17 protein-coding genes and 2 pseudogenes are annotated in these 22,390 nt (G+C 63.3%); 17 read left to right on the top strand and 2 right to left on the bottom strand.

Translation table 11 applies throughout. The features are described 5' to 3' along the window. The first annotated feature begins 1 nt into the window (after nucleotide 1). From A4F85_RS03630 to A4F85_RS03600, 11 genes and pseudogenes are all read left to right on the top strand, one after another. Entirely contained in the window at nucleotides 2–964 is a 963-nt protein-coding gene (locus A4F85_RS03630) for a branched-chain amino acid ABC transporter permease (RefSeq protein WP_012206285.1), read from the top strand. Further along, nucleotides 961–1,755: an ABC transporter ATP-binding protein gene (locus tag A4F85_RS03625; protein WP_063325689.1), complete on the top strand. Its 795-nt coding sequence runs from the start codon at nucleotides 961–963 to the stop codon at nucleotides 1,753–1,755. Before A4F85_RS03630 ends, A4F85_RS03625 begins: the two co-directional genes overlap by 4 nt. Further along, the gene (locus A4F85_RS03620; protein WP_063325688.1) at nucleotides 1,755–2,468 is read left to right on the top strand and encodes an ABC transporter ATP-binding protein; all 714 of its coding nucleotides are present in this window, start codon (nucleotides 1,755–1,757) and stop codon (nucleotides 2,466–2,468) included. Before A4F85_RS03625 ends, A4F85_RS03620 begins: the two co-directional genes overlap by 1 nt. A 235-nt stretch (nucleotides 2,469–2,703) precedes the next feature. Next, the gene (gene tssI / locus A4F85_RS03615; RefSeq protein WP_063325687.1) at nucleotides 2,704–5,067 is read left to right on the top strand and encodes a type VI secretion system Vgr family protein; all 2,364 of its coding nucleotides are present in this window, start codon (nucleotides 2,704–2,706) and stop codon (nucleotides 5,065–5,067) included. 87 nt (nucleotides 5,068–5,154) lie between these two features. Continuing rightward, nucleotides 5,155–9,753, top strand: coding sequence for an RHS repeat-associated core domain-containing protein (locus tag A4F85_RS03610; protein WP_063325686.1), 4,599 nt, complete (start codon nucleotides 5,155–5,157; stop codon nucleotides 9,751–9,753). A 2-nt stretch (nucleotides 9,754–9,755) separates the two neighbouring features. Continuing rightward, complete coding sequence (locus A4F85_RS30255; RefSeq protein ID WP_156516924.1) at nucleotides 9,756–10,322, top strand: DUF6714 family protein; 567 nt, start codon at nucleotides 9,756–9,758, stop codon at nucleotides 10,320–10,322. A 153-nt stretch (nucleotides 10,323–10,475) separates the two neighbouring features. Further along, nucleotides 10,476–10,843 (top strand): annotated as a pseudogene (locus A4F85_RS31375) (RHS repeat-associated core domain-containing protein); the annotation flags it as partial. A gap of 911 nt (nucleotides 10,844–11,754) precedes the next feature. Continuing rightward, a pseudogene (locus tag A4F85_RS31370) lies at nucleotides 11,755–12,025 on the top strand (RHS domain-containing protein); the annotation flags it as partial. A gap of 46 nt (nucleotides 12,026–12,071) precedes the next feature. After that, nucleotides 12,072–12,497, top strand: a complete 426-nt coding sequence (locus tag A4F85_RS30240; RefSeq protein WP_156516923.1) for a DUF6896 domain-containing protein — start codon at nucleotides 12,072–12,074, stop codon at nucleotides 12,495–12,497. Between the two features lie 126 nt (nucleotides 12,498–12,623). Continuing rightward, the gene (locus A4F85_RS03605; RefSeq protein WP_063325685.1) at nucleotides 12,624–13,028 is read left to right on the top strand and encodes an SCO4402 family protein; all 405 of its coding nucleotides are present in this window, start codon (nucleotides 12,624–12,626) and stop codon (nucleotides 13,026–13,028) included. Between the two features lie 174 nt (nucleotides 13,029–13,202). Next, nucleotides 13,203–13,604 carry a hypothetical protein gene (locus A4F85_RS03600; protein ID WP_063325684.1) on the top strand — a complete coding sequence of 134 codons (402 nt, stop codon included), beginning with the start codon at nucleotides 13,203–13,205 and terminating at the stop codon, nucleotides 13,602–13,604. A gap of 19 nt (nucleotides 13,605–13,623) precedes the next feature. Here A4F85_RS03600 and A4F85_RS03595 read toward each other — a convergent pair whose 3' ends face one another. Continuing rightward, nucleotides 13,624–14,370, bottom strand: a complete 747-nt coding sequence (locus A4F85_RS03595) for a hypothetical protein (protein WP_063325683.1) — start codon at nucleotides 14,368–14,370, stop codon at nucleotides 13,624–13,626. Next, nucleotides 14,367–14,621 (bottom strand): DUF7661 family protein, encoded by a 255-nt coding sequence (locus tag A4F85_RS03590; RefSeq protein WP_063325682.1) that lies wholly within the window; start codon nucleotides 14,619–14,621, stop codon nucleotides 14,367–14,369. The genes A4F85_RS03595 and A4F85_RS03590 overlap by 4 nt, the downstream gene beginning before the upstream one ends. 187 nt (nucleotides 14,622–14,808) lie before the next feature. Here A4F85_RS03590 and A4F85_RS03585 point away from each other — a divergent pair, with 187 nt between their 5' ends. The 6 genes from A4F85_RS03585 to A4F85_RS03560 all read left to right on the top strand — a co-directional run bounded on the left by A4F85_RS03585 (nucleotide 14,809) and on the right by A4F85_RS03560 (nucleotide 22,388). Beyond that, nucleotides 14,809–17,157: a bifunctional salicylyl-CoA 5-hydroxylase/oxidoreductase gene (locus A4F85_RS03585; RefSeq protein WP_063325681.1), complete on the top strand. Its 2,349-nt coding sequence runs from the start codon at nucleotides 14,809–14,811 to the stop codon at nucleotides 17,155–17,157. A gap of 204 nt (nucleotides 17,158–17,361) precedes the next feature. Beyond that, nucleotides 17,362–18,165 (top strand): SDR family NAD(P)-dependent oxidoreductase, encoded by an 804-nt coding sequence (locus tag A4F85_RS03580; protein ID WP_063325680.1) that lies wholly within the window; start codon nucleotides 17,362–17,364, stop codon nucleotides 18,163–18,165. Nucleotides 18,166–18,214: 49 nt separating this feature from the next. Continuing rightward, entirely contained in the window at nucleotides 18,215–19,072 is an 858-nt protein-coding gene (locus A4F85_RS03575) for an enoyl-CoA hydratase family protein (protein WP_012206272.1), read from the top strand. Nucleotides 19,073–19,074: 2 nt separating this feature from the next. Continuing rightward, nucleotides 19,075–20,244: an acyl-CoA dehydrogenase family protein gene (locus tag A4F85_RS03570; RefSeq protein ID WP_013801799.1), complete on the top strand. Its 1,170-nt coding sequence runs from the start codon at nucleotides 19,075–19,077 to the stop codon at nucleotides 20,242–20,244. Between the two features lie 41 nt (nucleotides 20,245–20,285). Further along, complete coding sequence (locus A4F85_RS03565; RefSeq protein WP_063325679.1) at nucleotides 20,286–21,926, top strand: AMP-binding protein; 1,641 nt, start codon at nucleotides 20,286–20,288, stop codon at nucleotides 21,924–21,926. A gap of 9 nt (nucleotides 21,927–21,935) precedes the next feature. Next, entirely contained in the window at nucleotides 21,936–22,388 is a 453-nt protein-coding gene (locus tag A4F85_RS03560) for an acyl-CoA thioesterase (protein WP_013801801.1), read from the top strand. Nucleotides 22,389–22,390 lie beyond the last annotated feature (2 nt).

Below are 22,390 nucleotides of genomic sequence, written 5' to 3'. Positions count from 1 at the left end.
CATGGAACACAGCACATTGCAAGGCAGGTTCCAGGCCCGGTTCTTCTGGACCGTGCTCGCGCTGCTGGCGCTGGCGGTGTTCCCGCTGGTGGCTCCGGCGCTGGGGCTGGACTTCTACATCTCCTTCGTGCGCCGGGTGCTGATCTACGCGCTGGCCGCCACCAGCCTGAACCTCATCCTGGGCTATGGCGGCATGGTGGCGCTGGGGCATGCGGCCTTCTTCGGTGCGGGGGCCTATGCGGTGGGCATCCTGGCGATGAACGGCGTGACCTCGGCCCTGGTCGCCTGGCCGGCCGCCGCGCTGCTGGCCGGGCTGCTGGCCGCCGCCACGGGCGCCGTGTCGCTGCGCACGCGCGGCGTGTACTTCATCATGATCACGCTGGCCTTTGCGCAGATGCTGTTCTACATCTTCATCTCGCTGCGCCAGTACGGCGGCGAGGACGGGCTCAACCTGCCCGGCCATTCCGTGCTGCCCGGGCTGGACCTGGGCCACGATGTGTCCTTCTACTACGTGGTGCTGGCGCTGTTCGCGGTGCTGATGGCCGTGTTCGGGCGGCTGGTGGATTCGCGCTTCGGCAAGGCGCTGCAGGGCGTGCGCGAGAACGAGTCGCGCATGGAGTCGCTGGGCTACCCGGTCTACCGCATCAAGCTGGCAGCCTTTGTGCTCAGCGGCGCCGTGGCCGGGCTGGCGGGCGCGCTGCTGGCCAACCACAACCTGTTCATCTCCCCCAGCCTCATGCACTGGACCCAGTCGGCCAACCTGCTGATCATGGTGCTGGTGGGGGGCGTGGGCCTGCGCTGGGGCGGCGTGGCCGGCGCCGTCGTCATGCTGACGCTGGAGGAAGTGCTTCGCATGTGGACCGAGTACTGGCACCTGCCGCTGGGCCTGCTGCTGCTGTGCGTGGTGTTCGGTGCGCCGCGCGGCCTGATGGGCCTGTGGCCCGCACGCGGGAGGCAGGCATGAGCGGCGCGGCCACACCTATCTCCATTCCCACTCCGGCCCTGGAAGCCAAGGGCCTGGTGCGCCGCTTTGGCGCGCTGCTTGCCACCGACCATGTCTCGTTGTCGCTGGCGCCTGGCGAGATCCATGCGCTGATCGGCCCCAATGGCGCGGGCAAGTCCACGCTCATCCATCTGCTGTCCGGCACGCTGGCGGCCGATGCGGGCACGCTGGTGCTGGCGGGGCGCGACGTGAGCGCGCTCAACGCCCACCAGCGCGTGGCGGCGGGGCTGTCGCGGTCTTTCCAGATCACCAACATCTTCAAGCAGTCCAGCGTGCTGGACAACCTGGTGCTGGCCGTACAGGCGCATGCGGGCAGCAGCTTTAGCTTCTGGCGCCCGCGCACGGCCGAGACCGCGCTCTACGAGCAGGCCCGCGAGCTGGCGCGCGAATGCGCCATTGACGCCAGCCTGCTGCAGCGCCCCGCAGGCACGCTGCCCCATGGCGAGCAGCGCAAGCTGGAATTCGCGCTGGCCCTGGCCGCGCGCCCCGGCGTGCTGCTGCTGGACGAGCCCATGGCCGGCATGGGTCCCGACGAAACCCTGCGCCTGACCGAGCTGATCGAATCCCTGCGCGGCCGTGCCGCCATGCTGCTGGTGGAGCACGACATGCAGGCCGTGTTCCGCCTGGCCGACCGCATCTCCGTGCTGGTCTACGGTCGCATCATCGCCACCGGCACGCCCGACGAGATACGTGGCAACGCCGACGTGCGCCAGGCCTACCTGGGCGACGAAGAAGTGAAGGAGGGCGCGTGATGCTCGAAATGCAGGCCGTGCAAAGCGGCTACGGACCCAGCCAGGTGCTGTTCGGCGTGGACCTCCGCATCGAGGCAGGCCAGGTCGTCACCCTGCTGGGCCGCAACGGCATGGGCAAGACCACGCTGCTTCGCACGCTGCTGGGCCAACTTCCGCTGCGCGCTGGCCGCATGGTGTTTGCCGGGCAGGACATCGCCGGCTGGGCCACCGACCGCATCGCCCGCGCCGGCGTGGCCATCGTGCCCGAAGGCCGCCAGTGCTTTCCCAACCTCACGGTGCGTGAGCACCTGACGGCCTTTGTGGCCCAGCGCAATTCGGGCAGCCCCGGCGCGGCCGAGCCCTGGACTCCCGAGCGCGTGTTCGCGCTGTTTCCCCGCCTGGGCGAGCGCGCCTCCAACATGGGCAACCAGCTGTCAGGCGGCGAGCAGCAAATGCTGGCCATAGGCCGCGCCCTGGTCACCAACCCGCGCCTGCTCATCCTGGACGAGGCCACCGAGGGCCTGGCCCCCCGCATCCGCGAAGAGATCTGGTCCTGCCTGGCCCAGCTGCGCGCCGCCGGCCAGACCATCCTGGTCATCGACAAATACGTGGAGCGCCTGCTGGGCCTGGCCGACCGCCACCTCATCCTGGAGCGCGGCAAAGTCGTGTGGAGCGGAGACTCGGCCGCGCTGGATGGGGACAGAGCGCTGTGGGAACGGTATTTGGGAGTGTGAGCACGCGCAATGCATTCGCAGTTCAAGGCGAAATTCAAGGCGCGATGGAGGGTTGAATGGCATTGAAGATCAATGGGTGGCATGCCATTCAAATACAGGCCTGTATCCAAGATAGGCAATTGCTTACATTTACAGGATGTATCTGGCCCTGCATTTGATTGCCCTATGGCCATCGGCTTGTCTATGATCCCCGCTCACCAAGAGCAGGGAGGCCGCCCCCAGGGCGGCGCGCACTATGACACGCCGAGTCACCATACACACGCCATTGGGCGAGCAGCTGCATTTCCGTGAATTGCGCGGCCAGGAAAACATCAGCCAGCTCTTCAGCCTCGATGTGGAAATGCTCAGCGAAAGCGAAAGCATCGATCCCAAGGCCCTATTGGGCAAAAACGCCACCATAGAAATAGAAACCCAGGGCGGCGGCAGGCGCTTCATCGACGGCATCGTCACCCGCTTTGGCATGCAGGGCCAGGACCACCGCCACTACGCCTACAAGGCCCGCCTGAGCCCCTGGCTGTGGCTGGCCACGCGCAAGAGCGACTTTCGCATCTTCCAGAACCAGACCGTGCCCGACATCATCGAGCAGGTATTGGGCGTCTATGGCCATCCCCTGCAAAAGAAACTCACGCGTGCGTATCGCAGCTGGGACTACTGCGTTCAATACAACGAAAGCGATTGCGACTTTGTCTCGCGATTGATGGAGCACGAAGGCATTTACTACTTCTTCGAGCATGCCTCGGGCCAGCACACCCTGGTGCTGTGCGACGACATCATTGCCTCGCACGGCGCATTGCCCGGTGGTGAATCCATTCCCTTCTATCCCCCCGAAAAAGCCGCCGCAGGCGATCAGGAAAACATCCACGCCTGGCATCTGGAGCAGGAAATCAAATCGGGCCGCCATTACAGCGATGACTACGACTTCAAGAAACCCCGGGCCGACCTCACCCACCTGCGGCGCGACCCGCCGGGCCACGCCCATGACGGCCACGAAATCTACGAATGGCCGGGCGGCTACACGGAGTACGGCGATGGAGAGGCCTACATCCGCGTGCGCCTGAAGGAAAGCCTCACGGGCCAAAGCCGGGTGCGGGGCCAGTCCTGCCACCGGGCGCTGGCCACGGGCTACACGTTCAGCCTCTACAACTACCCGCGCGGCGACCAGAACCAGCAGTACCTGATCACGGGCCTGAGCTACCACTTGAAGGAGAACCCCCGCGTCAGTGCCGTGGCCCCGGGCGCCAAGGGCAGCGCCGCGGAAGACGGCTCCTTCCAGCGCTACGAGTTGCAGGCTCAGCCCACGAGTCTTGCCTACACGCCCGCGCGCACCACGCCCAAGCCGCGCACCACGGGCCCGCAGACCGCCGTCGTCGTGGGCCCGGCCGGAGAAGAAATCTGGACCGACGAATACGGCCGCATCAAGGTGCAGTTCCACTGGGACCGGCTGGGCGGCATGAACGAGAACTCCAGCTGCTGGATCCGCGTGGCCACGAACTGGGCAGGTCCGGGGTTCGGGGCCATCTCCATTCCGCGCATAGGGCATGAAGTCGTCGTCGACTTCCTCAACGGCGACCCGGACTACCCGCTGGTCACGGGCTGCGTCTACAACGCGGCCAACATGCCGCCCTGGGCGCTGCCGGCCAACGCCACGCAATCGGGCATCAAGACCAGATCGAGCAAGGGCGGTGCCGCAGGCGCGGGCATGAAGAACGGCCCGGGTGACGCCAACGCCATCCGCTTCGAGGACAAGGCCGGGCAAGAACAGTTGTGGCTGCATGCGCAAAAGGACCAGCTCACCGAAGTCGAGAACGACGAGGACAAATGGGTGGGCAACGACCGGCGCAAGACCGTGGACCGGGACGAGACCAACGTCATTCACCGGGACCGCACCGAAACCGTGGACCGCGACGAGACCATCACCGTGCACAACAACCGCACGGAGCGGGTGGACCACGACGAGAAGATCAGCATCGGCGACAACCGCAACGAAGACGTCGGCATCGACGAGAACATCTCCATCGGCAAGAACCGCAGCAAGACCGTTGGCAAGACCGAGACCGACAAGATAGGCCAGAACTGGCACGTCACGGTGGGCCTGCTCAAGACCCAGACCATCGGCATGGCCTACATGCAGAACGTGGGTGTGATGAAGATGATGAACATCGGCGTCAACTACATGGAGAACATCGGCGTGGCCATGCAGACCACGGTCGGCATGAGCCAGAACCTCACCGTGGGGCAGGAGCGCCAGGTCAAGGTCGGCAGCAAGCAAAGCACGGAAGTGGGCTCGCAGTACTCGCTGACCGTGGGAGGCGGAGGCGCTGGTGGTGGCGCGGGAGGCGGAGCCGGTGGCGGCATGGCCATGAACATCACGGCGCCCGGTGGCGGTGGCGGTGGCGGTGGCGGTGGCGGTGGCGGTGGCGGAGGCGGAGGCGGCAAGGCCTCCCAGCTCACCATGGATGGGCAAAGCATCCAGCTCAACGCCGCCAAGATCCGGCTCGAAGCCCAGCAGGAAATCCTGCTGACCTGCGGCAAAAGCACCATCCGCATCACGCCCGGCGACATCCAGATTCTCTCGCCCACGGACCGGCTCAACTGCTGAGGCCCGCATGTCCTGCAGCCCCTGCATTCCCCGCATCTTCCGCATCCGCCGTCCCGTTCTCTCTCACCTCTCCAGGAGCAGCCTCGCATGAGTGGCCAACCCGCAGCCCGTATCACCGACAGCGTCGTCAAGGGCAAGATCGTCACCGGCTCGCTCACCGTGCTCATCGGCAGCCAGGGGGGCCTGGCCTGCTCCGTCTGCCCAGGTGGCATCACCGTCAGCTCCCCCGTGAACCCCCAGCTGGGCGCCAAGGTCCTGCTGGGCGCACAAGACCTGGACTTCGCCCTGCCCTCGGCGGCGCTGCCTGTGGCCTGGCAGCGCCAGTACAGCAGCTACGTCAACCCCGAGCACGGCGCGGCCTGCGGCCTGCTGGGCCATGGCTGGCACCTGCTGCAGGAGCTCAGCATCCGCCTGCAGGACGAGGCCACCTTGCTGCTGGACGCCAGCGGCCGCGTCATCACCTTCGACCAGCCCCTGGCGCCGGGCGGCCAGCTGCACAGTGCCAGCGAGGACATCTGGCTGCTGCGCGGCGGCAGCCCGGAGCCGGACGGCGGCACAGCGCCCTGGGCCGCCAATCCTCGGTGGTCGCATGTGGAACAGGCACTGGTGCGCAACCCGCAAGCCATCCTCGCGGTCAGCGGCGATGGCGACACCCTCTGGGGCTTTGGTCCTGCGCCCGGTGAGCCTGTCGCCGATCCCTGGCGCCTCATGGCCCAGATCGACCGCTTCGGGCGCCGCCAGCTCTACCACTACAGCGACGGCACCACGCCCGAGGCCGGCCACAGTGCGAGCAAGGACCCCATCCCCGCAGGCCGCCTGGTCTCGCTGAGCGACGGCACAGGCCGGCGCTACCGGCTGCTGCACCAGCGCATCCATGGCGGCAGGGATGCGCAGGGACTGAACGGACTGTGGGGCGCCGACGACGGCTGGCGAGTCACAGGCGTGGACCTCACACAGGACCCGTTGCATCCCCTGTCCACCCCCATTGCCCTCGTGCGCTACGGCTACAGCAGCGCAGGCGACCTCATCACCGTCCACGACCGCGCAGGCCAGCTCGTGCGTGAATTCGAATGGGACCACCACCGCATCAGCGCCCACCGCCATGCCAGCGGACCCTGGCACCGCTACCGCTACGAGAGCGCCCAGCCCGGCGCCCGCGTCATCGAGCACAGCAACCAGGAAGGCCTCAGCTACCGCTTCGACTACCTGTCCCAGCCCCCGGGCCCGGACGGCCAGCCGCGCGCCGCCACCCGCGTCAGCGACAGCCTGGATCGCATCGAGACCTACTACTTCGAAGGCGCAGCGGGCCTGTCGCGCCTCATCGCCCACCACAAGGCCGATGGCAGCCGCTGGCTGCAAAGCTACGACAGCTTCGGCCGCCTGGCCTTGCGCACCGACCCGCTGGGGCGCAGCGTCCACCTCAGGCGTGATGGCCAGGGCCGGCTCATCGGCGTGCAACTGCCCGACGGGCGCAGCACCCAGCAGGAACACGACGAAGCCACCGGCCGCCTGCTCGCCTCCACCGACCCGGCAGGGGCCACCACCGGCTACGAATACGACAACTGGGGCCGCCTCACCCAGATCACCCAGGCCGACGGCAGCACCGAGCGCTACCACTACCCCGATCCCCAGGAAGCGCCGCTCACCTGCGACAGCCCCCGGCGCATCGAAGACGCCCAGGGTGGCAGCAAACAGCTGGCCTGGAGCGACGCGGGCCAACTGCTCAGCTACACCGACTGCTCGGGCCACAGCACGCACTACCACTATGACCGCTGGGGCGCGCTCATCGAAGTGGACAACGCCCTGGGCCAGCGCCAACGCCACCAGCGCGATGGCCAGGGCCGCATCGTGGCCAGCGAACTGCCCAACGGCCAGATCGAGCGCTACCACTACGACAGCGCAGGCCACCTCACGCGCATCGAGCCGGCCCAGCCTGCCGGCACCTCCAGCGAAACCCAGACCGCCGACCCCAGCATCCACCTGCGCTACGACCTCTGGGGCAGGCTCATCCAGCGAACACATGGCGGCCTCACCCTGGCCTTCGAATACGACAGCGCAGGCCGCCTCCTGCGCCTCGTCAACGAGAACGGAGCGCAAAGCCGCTTTGCCTGGGACGCGCTGGACCGGCTCGTGCAGGAAGAAGGGTTTGACCAACGGCTGCAGCGCTACCGCTGGGACGCGGCAGGCCAGCTCATGGAAGCCACGGACGGCAACGCCGCACAGCAAAGCAGCAGCTACTACCGCTGGGATGAAGGCGGCAGATTGGTCGAACGCCAACTGCCCGCCACGGCCCATGCGCCCGCACAAACCCACCGCTACGAATGGGATGCGGCCGGGCGCCTTACGGCGGCCAGCGTCTGGCAACACAGCACCGCAGACAACGACAACGGCCTCATCGCCCAACGGCAAAGCCGCATAGCATTGGAACGCGACGCCCTGGGCCGCATCACGGCAGAAGTGCAGCAGCTGTACCGCCCAGGCAAGGACGGGGGCGGCAACGGGGGCGCAGAGCAGATCGAATACGAACACCGCATCACCCACACCCTGGATGCGCTGGGCGCACGCCAGCACAGCCAACTGCAAAGCCTGGGAGAGATCGCCTGGCTCACCTACGGCTCAGGCCATGTGCACGGACTGCAGCTCAACGGAGCCAGCCTCATCGACTTCGAGCGCGACAACCTGCACCGCGAAGTCCGTCGCAGCCTGCACCCACCCACCTCTGCAGCAGACGCACACAACTCCCTGCAGGTGCAACGCCAATGGGACAGCCTGGGCCGCCTCACGGCCCTGGGCACCACGGGCCTGCAAGCGCTGCAGCACACTGACCTGACAGACACCGGCGCCCAGGTCCACACCCTCATAGGCCAGATCCTCGGCCGTCGCTACCACTACGACAGCCTGGGCCAGCTCGTTGCCATCGAACAGGCCGGCGCCCCGGGCCAGGCCGCGCAGCTGCTGCGCTACGGCTACGACAGCGCAGGACGCCTGAGAGCGGCCACCGACAGCCAGCAGCCCCAGACCACGACCCGCTGGCAGATCGACCCTGCCGGCAACCGCCTGCCAGCACCCGGTGCACCGGGCCAGACGAACACCCAGGACAACTGGGCTGCCCAGGTCCACGCCCACTGGCGGCACACCGACTTCAACCTCATGGGCCTGGGCCACCTTGCAGGCCAGCGGCAAGGCCCCGTGCAGCGTTGGGAAGACAACCGCATCGGCTTCACCGAAGACCGCGTCTGGCGCTACGACCCCTGCGGCAACCGCATCGCGCAAATGCAGGCGGACCACAGCCAGCAGCAACTGCACTACGACGGAGCCCACCAGCTCATAGCGGTGCGCAGCAGCCAGATCCAGGGCAACGCCGAGCAACTGCGCCACCACAGCCGCTACACCTACGACGCCCTGGGCCGCAGGCTCAAGCAGCAAGTGGAAAGCGCAGACAGCAGCACCAACCCCGCCGGCACCCGCACCCACTACTACGGCTGGGACGGCGACCGCCTCATCCACACCGAACGCCAGCAGCATGGCGACGACACCCGCCACATAGAACACACCATCTACGAACCGGGCAGCTTCACCCCCCTGGTGCGCCTGAGCACCACGGCCAGCGGCGACCCCCAAGACGAGCCACACCTGCTGGTGCAGGCCATCACCGCAGGCCTGCCCGACCAGGACGACCCCAACCACACGCCGGCCCTGGCCCTGATGCAAACCATGCTCAGCGCCATGTCGCGCGACATGCAGCAAGACGCCGCCCGCCACCTGCGCCACACCCTGGAGCACGGTCTGCCGCCCAGTGCCCAGGCGATCCTGGGCGAACAGGCCGAAAGCACCACCCGCCTGCTCAGCGGCATGCAGGCAAAGCTGCAGGAACAGGAAAAAGCACAGCACGCCCGCATCGCCATCCACCACTACCACTGTGACCACCTGGGCACGCCCATGGCCCTGACGGACCAGACCGGCCAGGTGGCCTGGGCCGCCAAGCTGGACCCCTGGGGCAATGTGCTGCAGGAGTACAACCCGCAGGGCCTGCACCAGGCGATCCGGCTGCCGGGGCAGCACCATGACAGGGAAACGGGGCTGTATTACAACCGGCATCGGTATTACGATCCGGTGGTGGGGAGTTATATCAATCAGGATCCTATTGGGTTGGCAGGTGGTGTAAATAAAATTTTGTACTCAGAGTCTTCTCCAACATCAAAAATTGATCCCACAGGATTGAATACAGTCGCTATAGGGGCAGGAGTCGGGGCTTCTGTTGGTGGACCAATAGGTGCAGTAGTGGGGGCTGCGATTGGTGTCGCGGTTCTGGGGGTTCTTTGGATGGCATCCAGGCCAAGTTCAAATACGACTTCTGTATCAAAAACGGCAAGTGAATTATCTATTGCACACAATAATGCAGCCCAGATAGGTGATCGCTCATCGTATCAAGGGTACGGAGGGAATTGCACGCCAGATGATCATGACAAACTTGACGATGAAAAGAAAGATGCATGCGATAAATCAAAAGGTCTTACGTGCGGAAAAAATGAAATTGATTACGGGAAGGCGGATAAGATCAAGAAATGTATTGATGCTCGAATAAACATTGCAAGAAAATGCTTTAATGGTGGTGATAAAGGGCATAATACACAAATAAATCAATTGTATTCCATAATAGGCAAATGCACAGGACAGGCGGAATAAATATGAATTTGAATAATATAATTTCAGAAAGATTGCGTGATAGTAAACTTGAGCCTTCTTTACGGGAAAGGTACAACATTGCATTAAAGAAAGAATTTTCTGATGATCTGCCGAATTGCGGATTGTTTATTGATAATACATTCTCCGGGGATGATTCTATTGACTACGAGAAGGGTATTAGACTATTTCTAGGAAAAAAATGGACCGAAGTTGATCTTGATTATTTGTATGAAGAATATGTGCAGTTTTTAATGTTGAATGACGACGGTTTTATTTATTACCTTCCGTCATTTTTGTTATATTTCTATGATCTAAAACATTTTGCATTGGAATATTATATTTATTTTATGGATAAGTTGGAGTTGGGGCTGAATGAATCCAAGGCTACTTACAACGTAGGCAGACGACGGCAGGATTATTCTGGATTCAACAAATTGAGTCACGAGCAATCCAAGCTTGTTGCATTGTTTTTGGTAAATGCAGCTAATTTGCTTCCAGATGGATACATGGAGAAGGCGCAAGCACAGAGAGCGCTAACCAACTATTGGGGTAATTTTTTACTATTCTGATTAATAAATCAAGGGGTTCATATAATCTTATTGATTAATGCATTCATTCTTTGAGTAATGATAATTAGATTGATATAAAAGATTAATGGCCAAGAGTTGGCTATGCTACTCTAATTATTATCTCCAGAACATAGCCTGAAATACTGCTACGACATGCAGACAAAGGTTCAGGAACAGGAAAAAGAACAACACGCCCGCATCGCCATCCACCACTACCACTGCGACCACCTGGGCACGCCCATGGCCCTGACGGACCAGACCGGCTAGGTGGCCTGGGCCGCAAAGCTGGACCACTGGGGCAATGTGCTGCAGGAGCACAACCCGCAGGGCATCCACCAGGCGATCCGGCTGCCGGGCAGCACCATGACAGGGAAACGGGGCTGTATTACAACCGGCATCGGTATTACGACCCGGTAGTGGGGAGTTATATCAATCAGGACCTGATTGGTTTGATGGGTGGGACTAACCCCTGCGGATATGTTAGAAATTCGCCTGTTAATCTGGCCGACCCGCTTGGTCTTGAGTCAGGAACAATGGCGCAACGGGGCTATTTAAGCAAAAATAGAAAGAGCTACCCCGGATTGCTAGGCGAAGACAGTAACGGAGTAATGCTTTTTGATGAAGGCAACAACGACTTTCACAGTTACAACACGAGGAATTCTTGCAAGAAGAGTACAAGTGGCTGCACTCTTAAAAACGTATCCGAAGGACTAATGCGTTATCCAGCTCCAGGTGCAAAAGGGGAGCCTATACAAAACGGCCAGCGCGGTTTCGCAATTCCTGTGGGCCCCGTGAGCCATGTAGTTAATTCAGATCGTACAATGGTCGTTAAAGTTACGGGAAATTCGCACCTACTCTACCCAAGAATAGTACGCCTTTGGGTCTCAGAAAGCGCAACTTAGGTGACAGTGCATACGTTCGGGGAAGGTGTTGGTCCTATGGGTGGAATAAACAGTGCACTTGCAGACACACTTTGGGCCAAGTTGATAAAAATGTCTTCGAATATGCGGAAAGCTGCAAATGATTAAGTTAATACAGCCAAGCATCGTTTCATCTGTAATTATTGGATTTCTCTTTACGGGTTAATGACGGATAAAGATTATAAATCGCTTTATGTTTATTTTTTCTTATTCGTTTTTCTAATTTCGCTGCCTCTTAATTTTTTGTTTCAATTATTTCTTGTGCATTTAAAAAACAAATACGGCATATTTTTCTATTTCTGTATCTCTGCAACTATTGGGGCACTTGCAGTCATCATAACTAAGAAATTATTTTTCAATTTATCCTTGAAAATTAATCTTCTCGATTTTTATTATCTGATATTTGGTTTTTTTGCTGGCATCATTTCGTCTATGATTTTTGTCATATTTGAAATAAAAAATAAACCAATTTGAATGTGCCAGATGGGCGATTTTATGCTCAGCGCCATGCGCACAGCCTGCAGCCCAGCGCCCAGGCGATCCTAGGCGAACAGGCCGAGTGGGCCACACGCCTACTGAGCGGCATGCAGGCAAAACTGCAGGAACAGGAGCGGCAACAGCGCATCGCCATCCCACTACCACTGCGACCCACTGGGCGCGCCAATGGCCCTGACGGACCAGACCGGCTAGGTGGCCTGGGCCGCAAAGCTGGACCCCTGGGGCAATGTGCTGCAGGAGTACAACCCGCAAGGCATCCACCAGGCGATGCGGCTGCCGGGCAGGCTCAAGACGCCGCCGCTGCTCGTTTAAATAGAACAAGGTATTGACTATGGTAGATTATTCCCTTATCAAAAATATTGCTTTTGGCATAAAAAAATATGTAGAAAAACAGGAGATTCTACATCTTTCTTTCATCAGAGCCCATAGTGATCTTGTGAAGCTATCAAATATAGAATTTCTTCCTCGCAGTGGATTTATTTTTGATGAAGAAATGAATAAATGGGAATTTAAAAAGCATGGGTGTGGTTATGAATTCTCTCATGAAGGTACGGCTATTGATATAAATGATTATTTCCTGCTAAATGGAGATTTTTTTAGCGCAAATAGATTATTCTTCTATTTCGAATCGATTAAATTTAATTTCAAAAACCAAGATGCAGACGATGCGATTAAATCTGCCTTGATTTATTTGGAATCTACAGGAGAGATCGTGAAGGTGCTGTCAACGGGGTATTATAAGTTCCTTTCATCTTAATGCTGTCATTAATTTAATTATTAATCTAGTTAATAAAGGAGATAAAATCTTATTTATTTTATAAAGTGCATAACACGCTCCAGGGCTACTCACAATCGGCGGGTAACAGGATAGGAAGATATTGAGATGCCTCGCTTGAAATACCCTGAAATGAGAATGGAATTGCTCGGTTATTTGAGGAAACTCAAGGATTTGAAGTATCAAATGAAAGCCTGGGTGAATCATGATTTCCCTGCAGGCGTTCAATACGACCATCTTGATTTGGCCATACATTTCATTTTTGACGATACGGATCTTGGCAGTGATGCTCGTATGGCGATCGGTGAAATTCTTCTCGATGAGCAGGAGGCAGCACTGATGAGGCAGTTGGTGGATGCCATCAATGCTGTCTTTGAGGCGTACGGCACGGACATGCCGGACAACTTCTACATGCAAGTTGCCGAATGGACGAGAGTGGTGGCCTGTGCCGAAAGGGCGTTCGATTGTCTGGAGGGGCGCCACGCCGCTGGCTGCCCCGAGCCGCTGGATTGACACGGGCATGCCTGCCAGCCGACTAGCCGGGGCAAGGCCATGGCTGATCGTGATGTCCAGTCGGTGGTGAAGAGTACCGTAGCGTTGCCAGGTTCGTGGAACAACAAGATGTTTTCCACTGGTAGCCCGCCCCCAAACCTGCCGGACAATCCATGGAAACCGAGGCACCGTTCCATGACAACTTCAACCCCCCTTCCTGAACCCGAATTGAGAGCCTTCGCCGCAGCGGCGGCCGAGCAGCAGCGATGCACGGACTGCGCTGTGCTGTGGAGGCCGGGCTGGGAGTCCTTGTCGGGGGCGGACAAGACTTCGCATCTGCAGCAGGTTGGGGCGCTTGGCATGCCGGAGACACGGGAATTGCTCGATGAATATCACCCAGAGGGCACGAACCAGTGGTCGCCGGATGCTCCCATCGCCCTGGGCTGGCACCCGTACAACCGCTGCACGCTCTGGCGCTGCCACCATTGCAATGCCGCTTTTCTGCGCTACACGGAATACGGCGGCTACTACCAGGACGATCGCATCCGGCCGCTGCTGGCGCATCTGATCGTCACGCCCGAGCAGGGCCGCGTCTGAGCGGCGCTGCTCGGCCGGCTCAGGTCCAGTCGAACGTGAACAGCACCGTGCGGCTTTCCGGTTCGTAGAACAGCAGGATGCTGTCCGCGCCCGTGGCGCACCAGTTGTAGCCGGCCACGTTGGCCACGTGGAAGAAGGGCTTGCCGTTGCGGGTGATGCGGATGCCGTCGTCTTCCAGTTCATCGCCCATGCCGGCGTTTTCCGCTTCGTCCAGCTGGAAGGCCGGGGGAATGGGCGGGTGGCCGGTCCAGTTGCCGTACCAGATTCCGCCGCCCAGGCTGTCCAGGTAGTCGTGCTCCATGGGCTCGCCCTTGCCGTAGCGCGAGTAGCTGGCCAGGCGGCCGTGTTCGGCGTAGTAGGCACTGGCCTTGGCGTGGCTGGCCAGCATTTCGTCGGTGTGCTCGCAGGCGAAGGCATCCTTGGTGAACTGGCCGCCATGCTGCGGCGCGCGCTGGAAGAAGCCTTCGTTGCCCAGGAAGCGGTAGCGGTTGTCGGGCGTCAGCTCCAGCGCAAACCAGTTGGGGGCGGTGAAGGCGTTGTGGTGGGCTTCGGTCTCATCGCCGATGCAGCCCTCGAAGGGCTCGACGGGGCACAGCATGTGGACCACGGTGCCGGCCAGTTCGGGCCGCACCAGGCCCAGGTCGATGGAGATCAGCGGCAGCAGGTGCTCGGCCAGCCAGGGCTGGTCGGCCACGAAGATGTCGGCGGCGGCGGGAAAGGGGCTGAGGCCCGGCTTCAGTTCGCGGACTTCGGTTTGCTGGGTCAAGAGGGACTCCTGGGTGAGGGGATGGTGGTGCCGGGGGTGATCTCGAAGATGTCCTGGTCCGATGCGGCCGCGCTCTCGTGGTAGATGTCGTAGAGGTACTGTGCCAGTTCGGCATGGGTGACATCGCAGGGAATGGCCAGCAGGGCGGGGGCGCGCTTGCCGTCGGCGCCGACGTTGAAGCAGCGCCACTGGGCCTGCGCGCGTTCGATGGCGATGATGCGGCCGAAGACATTGAACCGGTATTTTTCCAAGGGAGATCCTCCTGGCGATCCGGCATCGTAGCGGCTGTCGAGGGGCTCATGCGTGTTCTCCCTAGGTTCGTGCCGGCGTTTCGTCTATATATTTCAAACCTAAACTATTCAGGCTTAAAGTTCTTGGGCCTGGATCCTGAACCTGGGGCGTCCTGTGCCGTCGCCCTGCGAGAAAAGGGTTTGCGGTATGAAGATCGTTTGCATCGGCGGTGGTCCCGCCGGCCTGTACTTCGGCCTGCTGATGAAGCTGCAGGACCCCGCCAACGAGGTCACGGTGGTGGAGCGCAACCGGCCCTACGACACCTTTGGCTGGGGCGTGGTGTTCTCGGACGCCACCATGGACAACCTGCGCGAGGCCGATCCCGTGTCGGCCCGCACCATTGGTGACGCCTTCAACCACTGGGACGATATCGACATCCACTTCAAGGGCCGCAGCCTGCGCAGCAGCGGCCACGGCTTCATCGGCATAGGCCGCAAGAAGCTGCTCAACATCCTGCAGGCGCGCTGCGAGGACGTGGGCGTGAAGCTGGTGTTCGAGAACTTCGTGCAGGACGACCAGGCGATGGCGCGCGAGTACGACGCCGACCTGGTCATCGCCTCGGACGGCATCAACAGCCAGGTGCGCACGCGCTATGCCGATACCTTTCGGCCCGATATCGACCAGCGCCGCTGCCGCTTTGTGTGGCTGGGTACGACCAAGGTGTTCGATGCCTTCACCTTCGCCTTCGTGCAGACCGAGCACGGCTGGTTCCAGGCCCATGCCTACCGCTACGAAGACGGCATGTCCACCTTCATCGTGGAGACGCCCGAGGAGACCTGGCAGGCCGCCGGCATCGAGCAGATGAGCCAGGAAGAGGGCATTGCCTATTGCGAGAAGCTGTTCGCCCCCTGGCTGGACGGCCATGCCCTGGTCAGCAATGCCACGCACCTGCGCGGCTCGGCCATCTGGATCCGCTTTCCGCGCGTGATCTGCAATACCTGGGTGCACTGGAACGCGCTGGACACGCCGCGCGGCCCGCGCAGCGTGCCCGTGGTGCTGATGGGCGATGCGGCGCACACGGCGCATTTCTCGATTGGCTCGGGCACCAAGCTGGCGCTGGAGGATGCGATCGAGCTGGCGCGCAGCCTGCGGTCTGCGGGGGGCATCGAGGCCGGCCTGCGCCACTACGAGGAGGTGCGCAGCGTGGAGGTGCTCAAGATCCAGAACGCGGCGCGCAATTCCACGGAATGGTTCGAGAACGTGGAGCGCTATGCGGGCCTGGAGCCGGAGCAGTTCGCCTATTCGCTGCTGACGCGCTCGCAGCGCATCTCGCACGAGAACCTGCGCCTGCGCGATGCCGCCTGGCTGCAGGGCTTCGAGCGCTGGATTGCCGAGCATGCGGGCGAGACCGTGCCCGAAGGCCGCCGCCCGCCCATGCCCATGCTCACGCCCTACCAGGCGCGCGGCCTGCGGCTGAAGAACCGCATCGTGGTCTCGCCCATGGCCATGTATTCCTGCACCGACGGCGTGCCTGGCGACTTCCACCTGGTGCACCTGGGCGCGCGCGCCATGGGCGGCGCGGGCCTGGTGATGGTGGAGATGACCTGCACCTCGCCCGACGCACGCATCACGCCCGGCTGCCCCGGGCTGTGGAACGACGAGCAGGCGCAGGCCTTTGGGCGCATTGTCGATTTCGTGCACGCGCAGGGCGGTGCGCATATTGGCGTGCAGCTGGGGCATGCGGGGCGCAAGGGATCGACCCAGCTGGGCTGGCAAAAGATCGACCATCCGCTGGAGCAGGGCAACTGGCCGCTGCTGTCGGCATCGGCCCTGCCCTATATCGAGGGCCTCTCGCAAGTGCCCGCCGCCATGACCCGCGCCGACATGGATCGCGTGCGCGAGGACTTCATGGCCGCCACGCGGCGCGCTGCGGCAGCGGGCTTTGACTGGCTGGAGCTGCACTGCGCCCACGGCTACCTGCTGTCCAGCTTCATCTCGCCGCTGACCAACCGGCGCGATGACGAATATGGCGGCAGCCTGGACAACCGCCTGCGCTTTCCGCTGGAGGTGTTCGAGGCGGTGCGCGCAGCCTGGCCGCAGGACCGGCCCATGTCGGTGCGCATCTCGGCCCATGACTGGGTGGAGGGCGGCATCACGCCCGACGATGCGGTGGAGATCGCACGCCGCTTCAAGGCGGCGGGCGCCGACATGATCGACTGCTCCTCGGGCCAGGTCAGCCCCGACCAGAAGCCGGTCTACGGCCGCATGTACCAGACGCCGTTTGCCGACCGTGTCCGCAACGAAGCCGGCATACCGACCATTGCCGTGGGCGCCATCTTCGAGGCCGACCACGCCAACGCCATCATCGCCTCGGGCCGGGCCGACCTGTGCGCGCTGGCGCGCCCGCACCTGGCCGATGCCGCCTGGACGCTGCGCGAGGCTGCGCGCCTCGGTGCGCAGGATGTGGATTGGCCGAACCAGTACCAGCCCGGCAAGCGCCAGTTGGAAACCAACTTTGAACGCGCCGCCGCCATGGCGCAGTTGGACGCGAAATGAAACTACACCCCCTGAGTCGCTTCGCGCCTTCCCCCGTGTGCACGGCGCCCTCTCTCGCTTCGCGGGAGGGGGGCATACGGGCCACCGGCGACACCGTCGGTGCGGGGCGGCGCGGCCGGCCCAGGCCCTTCCTCGGCGTCCCTCGCTGTGTGGCGCGCCGGTTTCATAGGTTGCGGGTGGCTCGCATCGCCACGGGTGATTGAAATGACCATATCTTTGAATCTTCTTGAAGGGCGCCATTCCCTGGTGACGGGCGGGGCGCGCGGCATAGGCCTGGCCTGCGCGCGGGCGCTGCTGGCGCGCGGCGCGCGGGTCACGCTGCTGGGACGCGATGGTGCGGCGCTGGAGGCTGCCGTGCGCGAGCTGGGCGGCACGGCCCAGACAGCACAGATGGTGCAGTCCGTGCAGGCGGATATTGCCGACGAGGCCTCGGTGCGCCAGGCCTTCGCGCAGGCCGAGGCGGCCTTCGGTCCCGTGCAGGTGCTGGTCAACAACGCGGGCCAGGCCAGCAGCCAGAAGTTCGAGCGCACCGACGCCGCACTGTGGCAGGCGATGCTGGCCGTCAACCTCACGGGCACCTTCCACTGCATGCAGGCCGCGCTGCCGGGCATGCTGGCTGCGCGCTGGGGCCGCATCATCAATGTGGCCAGCACGGCAGGGCTGATCGGCTATGCCTATGTCAGCGCATATTGCGCGGCCAAGCATGGCGTGATCGGCCTCACGCGCTCGCTGGCGCTGGAGACGGCGGGCAAGGGCGTGACGGTGAATGCCGTCTGCCCCGGCTACACCGAGACCGACATCGTGCGCGGCGCCGTGGCCAACATCGTGGACAAGACCGGCATGACGGCGGATGAGGCCCGCGCCAGGCTGGCCGAACGCAACCCGCAGGGCCGCCTGGTCCAGCCCGAGGAAGTGGCCGAGACCGTGGCCTGGCTGGCCCTGCCGGCGTCCGCCTCGGTCAACGGCCAGTCCATTGCCGTCGACGGCGGCGAGGTGATGACCGGCTGAACCCGGTCCACTCCCCCCCCCCGTTTTCTGAATTCTTGATGGAGACACCATGAGCACCCAGCCCGAAGAACACAGCATGAAGCACCACAAGCGCCCCCTGGCCGGCTACGAGGCCAGGACCTTTGTGTGGCAGGTATCGGCCGACGGCAAGATCGGCACCATCACCCTGAACCGGCCCGAGCGCAAGAACCCGCTGACCTTCGGCTCCTACGCCGAGCTGCGCGACCTGTTCCGTGCCCTGGTCTATGCCACCGACATCAAGGCCGTGGTGGTCACGGGCGCGGGCGGCAATTTCTGCTCGGGCGGCGATGTGCACGAGATCATCGGCCCGCTCACCAAGATGAGCATGCCCGAGCTGCTGGACTTCACGCGCATGACGGGCGACCTGATCAAGGCCATGCGCGCCTGCCCGCAGCCCATCGTGGCGGCGGTGGACGGCATCTGCGCGGGCGCGGGCGCGATGGTCGCGCTGGCGGCCGACATGCGCCTGGGCACGCCGGCCGCGCGCACGGCGTTTCTCTTCACCCGCGTGGGCCTGGCCGGCGCCGATATGGGCGCCTGCACGCTGCTGCCGCGCATGATCGGCCAGGGCCGCGCCTCCGAGCTGCTGTACACGGGCCGCGCCATGACGGCCGAGGAGGGCGCTGCCTGGGGTTTCTTCAATGCCTTGCATGGCGCCGAACAGATCGGCGAAGCCGCCCATGCGCTGGCCGCCCAGCTGGCCGCCGGCCCCACCTTTGCCCATGGCGTGACCAAGAAGCTGCTGCACCAGGAATGGAACATGGGCGTGGACGAGGCCATCGAGGCCGAAGCCGAGGCCCAGGCCATCTGCATGCAGACGCGCGACTTCCACCGCGCCTACGAGGCCTTCGTGGCCAAGCAAAAGCCTGTCTTTGAAGGAAACTGAAAATGCGTGATTCCTCCTGGCTGGACTGGCCCTTCTTCGACGACGCCCACCGCACGCTGGCGCATGAGGCCGATGCCTGGTGCGCCCAATCCCTGGGCGATGTGGACCACCACGATGCCGATGCGGCCTGCCGCCAACTGGTGAAGGCCCTGGGCCAGGCCGGCTGGCTGCGCTATGCCGTGCCGTCCGGCCCCGGCGGCGCCTGGGGCGGGGCCTTGCCCGAGGTGGACTCGCGTGCGGTCTGCATCCTGCGCGAGACCCTGGCCCGCCATGAAGGCCTGGCCGACTTCGCCTTTGCCATGCAGGGCCTGGGCAGCGGTGCGATATCGCTCATGGGGTCGGATGCGCTGCGCCAGCGCTACCTGCCGCGCGTGGCGCGCGGCGAGGCCATTGCGGCCTTTGCGCTGTCCGAGCCCGATGCCGGCTCCGACGTGGCCGCCATGGCCTGCGAGGCGCGGCTCGAAGGCGACCACTATGTGCTCAATGGCGCCAAGACCTGGATCTCCAACGGCGGCATTGCCGACTTCTACTGCGTGTTCGCCCGCACGGGCGAGGCGCCGGGCGCGCGCGGCATCAGCGCCTTCGTGGTCGATGCGGACACGCCGGGTTTTTCGATCGGCGAGCGCATCGAACTGATCGCGCCGCACCCGCTGGCCACCATCCGCTTCGACAACTGCCGCATACCCGTGTCGCAGCGCCTGGGCGAGCCGGGGCAGGGCTTCAAGCTGGCCATGATGACGCTGGACATCTTCCGCGCCTCGGTGGCCGCCGCCGCACTGGGCTTTGCGCGCCGCGCGCTGGATGAAGGCCTGGCACGCGCCAAGTCGCGCCGCATGTTCGGCCAGACCCTGGGCGACCTTCAGCTGACCCAGGCCGCGCTGGGCGACATGGACACGGCCATCGACGCATCGGCCCTGCTGACCTACCGGGCCGCCTGGATGCGCGATGTGAAGAAGACGCGCACCACGCGCGAGGCGGCCATGGCCAAGATGACGGCCACCGAATCGGCCCAGGCCGTGATCGACCGTGCGCTGCAGATGTTCGGCGGGGCGGGCGTGGTCTCGGGCATGCCGGTGGAGACGCTGTACCGAGAGATCCGCGCGCTGCGCATCTACGAGGGCGCGACCGAGGTGCAGAAACTCATCATCGCGCGCGAGCTGCTCAAGGCCTGAGCGGCAGGCTGCCCATTCAACGCAAAGCCAGGGAACATCGCATGCAAGCCTCCGCCCACATCGATACTTTCGCCCGGGACAACCTGCCGCCGCCCGACCAATGGCCCGAGTTCCTGCTCGACGGGCCGGACGTGGCCTATCCCGAACGCCTGAACTGCGCGGCCGAACTGGTCGATGCCATGGTGGCGCGCGGCCAGGGCGGCCGCGTTGCCCTGCGCTGGAGGCAGGGCGCCGACCAGGCCGCCATGACCTATGCCGAACTGCAGGCGCTGACCAACCGCATTGCCCATGTGCTGGTGGACGACCTGCAGCTGGTGCCCGGCAACCGGCTGCTGCTGCGCGGCCCCAACAACGCCATGATGGCCGCGTCCTGGCTGGCCGCCATCAAGGCCGGGCTGGTGACGGTGCCCACCATGCCGCTGCTGCGTGCCAAGGAGCTGCAGCAGATCATCGCCAAGGCCCAGGTGCAGGCCGTGCTGTGCGATGTGCGCCTCAAGGACGAGGTGCAGCTGTGCCTGCAGCCCGGCCATGAACACCATTGCCCGGGCCTTTCGCGCGTGCTGTATTTCAACGACGGCGCAGCCGATGCGCTGGACGCCCTGGCCGCAGCCAAGCCGGACACCTTCGACTGCTGCGATACGGCGGCAGACGATGTCTGCCTGATCGCCTTCACCAGCGGCACCACGGGCGCGCCCAAGGGCTGCATGCATTTCCACCGCGACGTGCTGGCCATGTGCGACCTGTTCCCGCGCCATGTGATCCGGCCGGGCCCGGACGACATCTTCTGCGGCACGCCGCCGCTGGCCTTCACCTTTGGCCTGGGCGGGCTGCTGTGCTTTCCGCTGCGCGTGGGCGCCAGCACCGTGCTGGCTGAGAAGCTCACGCCCGAAGGGCTGCTGCAGCTGGTGCAGGATTTCCGCGCCACCATCGTCTTCACCGCGCCCACCTTCTACCGGCAGATGGCGGCGCAGGCAGCGCGCTTCGATCTGTCGTCGCTCAGGAAAAGCGTGTCGGCGGGCGAGGCCCTGCCGGACGCCACGCGCCAGCTGTGGAAGCAGGCCACGGGCATCGAGATGATCGACGGCATCGGCGGCACCGAGCTCATCCACGTCTTCGTGTCCAGCCCACCCGAGGAGGTGCGCGCGGGCGCCATCGGCAAGGTCGTGCCCGGCTACGTGGCCCAGGTGGTGGACGACGACATGCAGCCCGTGCCCGACGGCACGCCCGGCCGCCTGGCCATCAAGGGGCCGACCGGCTGCCGGTATCTTGCCGACGAGCGCCAGAAGCGCTTTGTTCAAAACGGCTGGAACCTGCCCGGCGACACCTTTGTGCGCGACGCCGACGGCTATCTGTTCTATCAGGCGCGCAACGACGACATGATCATCTCGGCCGGCTACAACATCGCCGGCCCCGAGGTGGAGGATGCGCTGCTGCGCCACGAGGCCGTGGCCGAATGCGGCGTGATCGGCGCGGCAGACGACGAGCGCGGCCAGGTGGTCAAGGCCTTTGTGGTGCTCAAGCCCGGCTTTGCGGCCGGCGACGACATGGCCGCCACGCTGCAGGCCTTCGTCAAGGCCAGCATTGCGCCCTACAAGTACCCGCGCGCCATTGTCTTCGTGCCGGCCCTGCCGCGCACCGAGACCGGCAAGCTGCAGCGATTCGTGCTGCGCAAGATGCCGTGAGCGCGCGCCATGGCCTCCGCCTTCGTCAGCCAGGTGCAGGTGCTGTTTCGCCATTGCGATCCGGCCGGCATCGTCTTTTACCCGCGCTATTTCGAGATGGTCAACGACCTGGTCGAGGAATGGTTCGACAGGGGAATGGGCCTGCCATTCCACACCCTGCATGTACAGCGCCAGGTGGGCACGCCCACGGTGTCGGTGCAATGCGATTTCACGGCGCCCAGCCGCTGGCACGACACGCTGCGCCAGGTATTGGAGGTGCGCCGCATCGGCGGGGCATCGTTCCAGTTCGATGTGCGTTTCGAGGGGCCGGACGGCCAACGCCGGCTGTCTGCGCGCATGACCATCGTCACCATGGATTTGCGCAGCATGAAGGCCACGCCACTGCCGGCCGATCTGCGCGAGCGCCTGCAGGCCTATCTGGTGCCGCAGGACGGTTTTATGGATTCAACGAGAACAGGATAAAG

It is taken from the genome of Delftia sp. GW456-R20 (assembly GCF_001622915.1).
GTDB classification, from domain to species: domain Bacteria; phylum Pseudomonadota; class Gammaproteobacteria; order Burkholderiales; family Burkholderiaceae_C; genus Comamonas; species Comamonas acidovorans.
The sequence above is the reverse complement of the archived record's forward strand: the minus strand, read 5'-3'. Positions and strand labels throughout refer to the sequence as shown.

Excerpts from the sequence above, each read along its gene's own strand:
- A4F85_RS03630 (WP_012206285.1), top strand. The coding sequence starts at position 2 with ATGGAACACAGCACATTGCAAGGCAGGTTCCAGGCCCGGTTCTTCTGG.
- A4F85_RS03625 (WP_063325689.1), top strand. The coding sequence starts at position 961 with ATGAGCGGCGCGGCCACACCTATCTCCATTCCCACTCCGGCCCTGGAA.
- A4F85_RS03620 (WP_063325688.1), top strand. The coding sequence starts at position 1,755 with ATGCTCGAAATGCAGGCCGTGCAAAGCGGCTACGGACCCAGCCAGGTG.
- tssI (WP_063325687.1), top strand. The coding sequence starts at position 2,704 with ATGACACGCCGAGTCACCATACACACGCCATTGGGCGAGCAGCTGCAT.
- A4F85_RS03610 (WP_063325686.1), top strand. The coding sequence starts at position 5,155 with ATGAGTGGCCAACCCGCAGCCCGTATCACCGACAGCGTCGTCAAGGGC.
- A4F85_RS30255 (WP_156516924.1), top strand. The coding sequence starts at position 9,756 with ATGAATTTGAATAATATAATTTCAGAAAGATTGCGTGATAGTAAACTT.
- A4F85_RS30240 (WP_156516923.1), top strand. The coding sequence starts at position 12,072 with ATGGTAGATTATTCCCTTATCAAAAATATTGCTTTTGGCATAAAAAAA.
- A4F85_RS03605 (WP_063325685.1), top strand. The coding sequence starts at position 12,624 with ATGCCTCGCTTGAAATACCCTGAAATGAGAATGGAATTGCTCGGTTAT.
- A4F85_RS03600 (WP_063325684.1), top strand. The coding sequence starts at position 13,203 with ATGACAACTTCAACCCCCCTTCCTGAACCCGAATTGAGAGCCTTCGCC.
- A4F85_RS03585 (WP_063325681.1), top strand. The coding sequence starts at position 14,809 with ATGAAGATCGTTTGCATCGGCGGTGGTCCCGCCGGCCTGTACTTCGGC.
- A4F85_RS03580 (WP_063325680.1), top strand. The coding sequence starts at position 17,362 with ATGACCATATCTTTGAATCTTCTTGAAGGGCGCCATTCCCTGGTGACG.
- A4F85_RS03575 (WP_012206272.1), top strand. The coding sequence starts at position 18,215 with ATGAGCACCCAGCCCGAAGAACACAGCATGAAGCACCACAAGCGCCCC.
- A4F85_RS03570 (WP_013801799.1), top strand. The coding sequence starts at position 19,075 with ATGCGTGATTCCTCCTGGCTGGACTGGCCCTTCTTCGACGACGCCCAC.
- A4F85_RS03565 (WP_063325679.1), top strand. The coding sequence starts at position 20,286 with ATGCAAGCCTCCGCCCACATCGATACTTTCGCCCGGGACAACCTGCCG.
- A4F85_RS03560 (WP_013801801.1), top strand. The coding sequence starts at position 21,936 with ATGGCCTCCGCCTTCGTCAGCCAGGTGCAGGTGCTGTTTCGCCATTGC.